The sequence below is a fragment of the Aeromonas sp. PS2Canimalfood6 genome (assembly GCF_048276795.1).
Classification (GTDB): Bacteria; Pseudomonadota; Gammaproteobacteria; order Enterobacterales; family Aeromonadaceae; genus Aeromonas; species Aeromonas caviae.
Genome location: NZ_JBLUXC010000104.1, coordinates 1 through 4,994, shown reverse-complemented (window position 1 = coordinate 4,994; position 4,994 = coordinate 1). Strand labels below are relative to the sequence as shown.

Annotated in this window: 6 protein-coding genes; 1 reads left to right on the top strand and 5 read right to left on the bottom strand. The window is 57.6% G+C overall.

All coding sequences use genetic code 11. From position 1 onward, the window contains the following. The 4 genes from ACNPAA_RS20555 to galE form a co-directional block, all read right to left on the bottom strand. The coding region (locus tag ACNPAA_RS20555) for a pyruvate kinase (RefSeq protein ID WP_417891977.1) at positions 1-196 on the bottom strand (196 nt) is incomplete at its 3' end. A 20-nt stretch (positions 197-216) separates the two neighbouring features. Further along, on the bottom strand, positions 217-1,365 hold the full coding sequence (gene galK, locus ACNPAA_RS20550; protein WP_201873155.1) for a galactokinase: 1,149 nt from the start codon (positions 1,363-1,365) through the stop codon (positions 217-219). Further along, a complete protein-coding gene (locus ACNPAA_RS20545) occupies positions 1,362-2,420 on the bottom strand; it encodes a UDP-glucose--hexose-1-phosphate uridylyltransferase (protein ID WP_021141161.1) in 1,059 nt (352 codons plus the stop codon). The genes galK and ACNPAA_RS20545 overlap by 4 nt, the downstream gene beginning before the upstream one ends. 60 nt (positions 2,421-2,480) lie before the next feature. Next, on the bottom strand, positions 2,481-3,494 hold the full coding sequence (gene galE / locus ACNPAA_RS20540) for a UDP-glucose 4-epimerase GalE (RefSeq protein ID WP_021141160.1): 1,014 nt from the start codon (positions 3,492-3,494) through the stop codon (positions 2,481-2,483). Positions 3,495-3,695: 201 nt separating this feature from the next. On the opposite strand from galE, the gene ACNPAA_RS20535 reads away from it, so the two are divergent. After that, complete coding sequence (locus ACNPAA_RS20535; protein WP_082030023.1) at positions 3,696-4,703, top strand: substrate-binding domain-containing protein; 1,008 nt, start codon at positions 3,696-3,698, stop codon at positions 4,701-4,703. Positions 4,704-4,755: 52 nt separating this feature from the next. Here the strand turns inward: ACNPAA_RS20535 and ACNPAA_RS20530 are convergent. After that, the coding region (locus ACNPAA_RS20530) for a hypothetical protein (RefSeq protein ID WP_417891975.1) at positions 4,756-4,994 on the bottom strand (239 nt) is incomplete at its 5' end.

Below are 4,994 nucleotides of genomic sequence, written 5' to 3'. Positions count from 1 at the left end.
CCAGCAGGATGGCTGCGTGCTTGCCGGTTTCGGCCATGACAGCGCGCAGGTTGCTGATGCGACCACCGTGTTCGGCGTAGTCGCCGTGGGAGAAGTTCAGGCGCATGACGTTCATGCCGGCGTCCAGCATTTTGGCCAGCATTTCTTTGGATTCGGTCTTCGGACCGATGGTGCAGACAATTTTGGTCTTTTTCATTTTTGAGTTCCTAGTTTTATTTAATTTCTACAAGCACCATCAGTTGACCGACAAACATAACAATCAGCCTTTAAGCCAGAGACTGTCGGATACTCGGCTTCGACTGCTGCGATCACCTCGGCCACTTTCTCCGGGCGCAGCAGGGCGACCACGCAGCCGCCGAAGCCGCCGCCGGTCATCCGCACGCCGCCATCTGTGCCGATCCTGGCCTTGATGATCTCCACCAGACCGTCGATGGCGGGCACTGTGATCTCGAAGTCATCGCGCATGGCGGCGTGCGACTCGGCCATCAGCTCGCCGAGGCGGGTCAGATCGTGGCTCGCCAGCGCATCGGCGGCCGCCAGGGTGCGGGCGTTTTCACCGACGATGTGGCGGGCACGGCGATAGCAGGCCTCATCCAGCCCGGCTTTGCCCGCTTCCAGTCCGGCCAGATCGAGCTCGCGCAGCGCCTTGACCCCGTAGTGACGGGCGGCCTCTTCGCACTGCTGGCGACGGGTGTTGTATTCGCTGTCCACCAGACCGCGGCGCACATTGGAGTTGACGATCAGCACCGCCAGATCCGCCGGCATGGGGATGAGGCGAGTCTCCAGCGAGCGGCAGTCGAGCAGCAGGGAATGATCGGTTTTGCCGCTGGCGGAGATCATCTGATCCATGATGCCGCAGTTGCAGCCGACGAACTTGTTCTCCGCCTGCTGGCCATTGAGGGCGATCTCGGCCTGACTGATGTCGAGCCCCAGCGCCTCTTTGAAGGCCTGACCGATCGCCACTTCCAGCGAGGCGGAGGAGGAGAGTCCCGCCCCCTGCGGCACGTTGCCGGAGACCACCAGATCGAGGCCGCGCAGGGTATAGCCGCGCTCCTGCAGATATTTCACCACGCCGCGGATGTAGTCGCTCCAGCGCTGGCTGGGGTGGTGCTCGATGGGCTGGTCGAGGTCGAACTGGTCGCGCTGATTGTCGTAGTCGGCGGCGATCACCTGTACTTGCCGGTCATCGCGCAGGCCGATGGCAACGCAGGTCTCGTAGTCGATGGCGCAGGGCAGCACGAAGCCGTCGTTGTAGTCGGTATGTTCACCGATGAGGTTGACGCGGCCGGGGGCGCGCACCAGCAGATCGGGCGCTTTGGCAAATTGCTCGGCAAAAACGGTGCTGACACGTTGGTTGGGGGTCATAGGGCCTCCTCATTGGTGTGGCTGGTCTGGGTGTAGTGAATGGGGCTCAGAGCGCGCAGCCGCTCGGCAGCCTGCTCGGGGGTAAGGTCGCGCTGGGTTTCGGCCAGCATCTCGAAGCCGACCATGAATTTGCGCACGGTGGCGGAACGCAGCAGTGGCGGATAGAAGTGGGCATGCAGTTGCCACGCCTCGGGGCAATCCGATTTGGGCGGTGCAAAGTGCCAGCCCATGGAGTAGGGGAAGCTGCACTCGAACAGATTATCGTAGCGGCTGGTGAGCTCCTTGAGCGCCACTGCCAGATCCTGTTGCTGGGCCTTGGTCAGGTTGAGCATGGAGGGGACGTGCGCCTTGGGCAGCAGCAGGGTTTCGAACGGCCAGGCGGCCCAGAAGGGAACCACGGCGAGCCAGTGCTCGGTCTCCACCACGATGCGCGAGCGATCCGCCAACTCCCGCTCCACATACTCCAGCAGCATGGGGCGGCCATGCTCGGCCAGCCAGTCACGCTGGTGCTGCTCTTCGCGGGCGATCTCGTTGGGCAGGAAGTCGCTGCCCCAGATCTGGCCGTGGGGGTGAGGGTTGGAGCAGCCCATGACTGCCCCTTTGTTTTCAAAGACCTGCACCCACTGCCACTGGGCCGACAGCTCGGCGACCTGATCCATCCAGGTGGTGATCACCCCCTCGATGGCGGGCAGCGGCAGCTCGGGCAGGGTCTTGCCGTGGTCCGGCGAGAAGCAGATGACCCGGCTGGTGCCGCGGGCGGCTTCCAGCTTCAGCAGGGGATCGCTGGCGCTATCGGCGGCCGGGGTATCCTGCATCAGGGCGGCGAAGTCGTTGGTAAAGACAAAAGTGCTCTTGTAGTCGGGGTTGATGTCGCCAGTGACCCGGGTGTTGCCCGCGCAGAGGAAGCAGTCGGGATCGTGGGCTTGCTTGGGGGCCTGACTCACCTTCTCCACCTGTCCCTGCCAGGGGCGTTTGGCCCGGTGGGGGGAGACCAGCACATACTGGCCGGTCAGCGGGTTGAAGCGGCGATGGGGATGATCGACGGGGTTGAACATCATCTCTCCTGAATAATGTATTGAAAAATAAAGTCGTTTATTACCGGGGAGCAGGCAGACCTACTCTTCGTAACCGTTCGGATTGGCGGATTGCCAGCGCCAGCTGTCGGCGCACATAGCGTCTATGTCCCGGGTCGCCTGCCAGCCCAGCTCACGCTGCGCCTTGGCCGGATCGGCCCAGCAGGCGGAGATATCGCCCGGGCGGCGCGGTTCGATGCGAAATGGCAGCGGCTTGCCACAGGCGGCAGAGAAAGCGGTGACCAGCTGCAACACACTCTGGCCCTGGCCGGTGCCCAGGTTGTAGGTGTGTACACCACCCTTGCCGGCGCAGTGTTGCAGTGCCTTGACGTGCCCCTCGGCGAGATCCATCACGTGGATGTAGTCGCGCACGCCGGTGCCGTCCGGCGTGGGGTAATCGTTTCCAAAGACCGACAGGCAGTCGCGACGGCCGATGGCCACCTGGGTGATATAGGGCATCAGATTGTTGGGGATCCCTTGCGGGTCTTCACCCATAGTGCCCGAGTCGTGGGCGCCGACCGGATTGAAGTAGCGCAGCAGGGTCATGCTCCAGTGGGGCTCGGCCAGCTGCAGATCTTCGAGGATCTCCTCGATGAGCAGCTTGGATCGCCCGTAGGGGTTGGTGGCGCAGCGAGGGAAATCCTCGCGGATCGGCAGGCTAGCGGGATCGCCGTAGACGGTGGCCGAGGAGCTGAACACCAGATTGTGCACATTGGCCCGCTTCATCGCCTGCAGCAGGGTGAGGGTGCCGCCGAGGTTGTTTTCGTAGTAATCCAGTGGAATGCGGGTCGATTCACCGACCGCTTTGAGGGCGGCAAAGTGGATCACTGCATCGATCTGTTGCTCGGCGAAGATCCGCTCCAGCAGGGCGGCATCGCGAATATCCCCTTGATAGAACTGGGGTTGCTGGCCGCTGATGGCGGCGACTCGGGCCAGCACGCTGCGCTTGCTGTTGCCGAGGTTGTCGACCACCACGGGATTCATGCCTGCCGCTTGCAGGGCCAGACAGGTGTGGCTGCCGATATATCCGCAACCGCCGGTGACTAGAACATTCATCTTGCTCTCCATATAAAAACATTGGTAACAGTCTAAACGAGAGGCCTCGACGTAAACTGTGAGCTCATCTACAAATCAGTGTAAGCGGTTACACTAATTTAGTGTGAGACTACATTGCAAGATCATTTTTCTCTATTTTTTTCAATTACTTTCAAGGGTATAATAGTGTTTAACTATAATGTGAAAATGAGTGAAAACAGTATGAGTACCATCAAGGACGTCGCTCGGTTAGCCAATGTATCGGTGGCAACGGTCTCACGAGTGATGAACAATTCGCCAAAAGCCAGCGCAGCGTCCCGGGTCGCAGTGCAGAGAGCAATAACTGAGCTTGGTTACACTCCTAATGCAAATGCCAGGGCCCTAGCTAACCAGTGTTGTGATACCTTTGGTGTTGTTGTTGGGGACGTGGCGGATCCCTTCTTTGGGGCATTGGTGAAAGGTGTAGGCACTGTTACTACGGAGCAGGGGCTGCATTTGTTGATGGGAAATGGACGACATACAGCAGACGCTGAACGGGAAGCAATAGAGTTGTTGATTGCTCGCCGTTGTGAAGGGCTTGTTGTACATAGCAAGGCATTATCTGATGACGAATTGCTGCAATATGCTGAGCGCATTCCTGGTTTGGTATTGATTAATCGTTACATTCCAGCTCTTCAGGTGCGTTGTATCGCATTGAATAACCAGCAAGGAACCACGTTAGCCACTCGGCATGTATTGGCGCAGGGACATGTCAAAATTGCTTATCTGGGTTCAAATCGACCTATCGAGGATGCAGAGTCACGCTTGAATGGTTATCGGGATGCATTGATATGCGCAGGGATTGCTCCAAGTGATGAGTTGATTGAATTTGCCCAACCAAATGAAGAAGGGGGGGAGCAGGCGACGCTGAACCTACTCGCCAAAGGAGCAAAGCTTACAGCTATAGTAACCTACAATGATGCTATGGCGGCAGGCGCCCTCTCTGTACTGGCTGATAATGGAGTCAAAGTTCCGGAAGAAGTGTCCGTGATAGGCTTTGATGACATTATCTATGCTCGATATTTGCGTCCTAAACTAACGACTATGCGTTACCCTATTGAGTTGATGGCAGCTCAGGCCACAAGGTTATCACTTGCCTTGATTCGTGGGGAGTCTTCACCCGAGCACTCTCGTATATATACACCACTTCTAATAAATCGTCAGTCAGTCGCTCGTCCTATGTCGGAATGACAACTTGTTAGTTTTCCCCGCGGCATAAGTCAATCATTTTGTGTGCTAATAACTAGGGAAGGTGCGAACAAGTCCCTGATATGAGATCATGTTTGTCATCTGGAGCCATGGAACAGGGTTCATCATGAGTCATCAAATTACCTTCGCCGACAGTGAATTCAGCAGTAGGCCAGGGCGAGATCGTGAACATTTTGTTAAAAATTAAAAATAGTTTTTTGCCTACAAAACAAATACTTATAGGCCTGTGATATGCAGTTAACTTTATAGTCAGGATCGCCTTCACACTTTTTA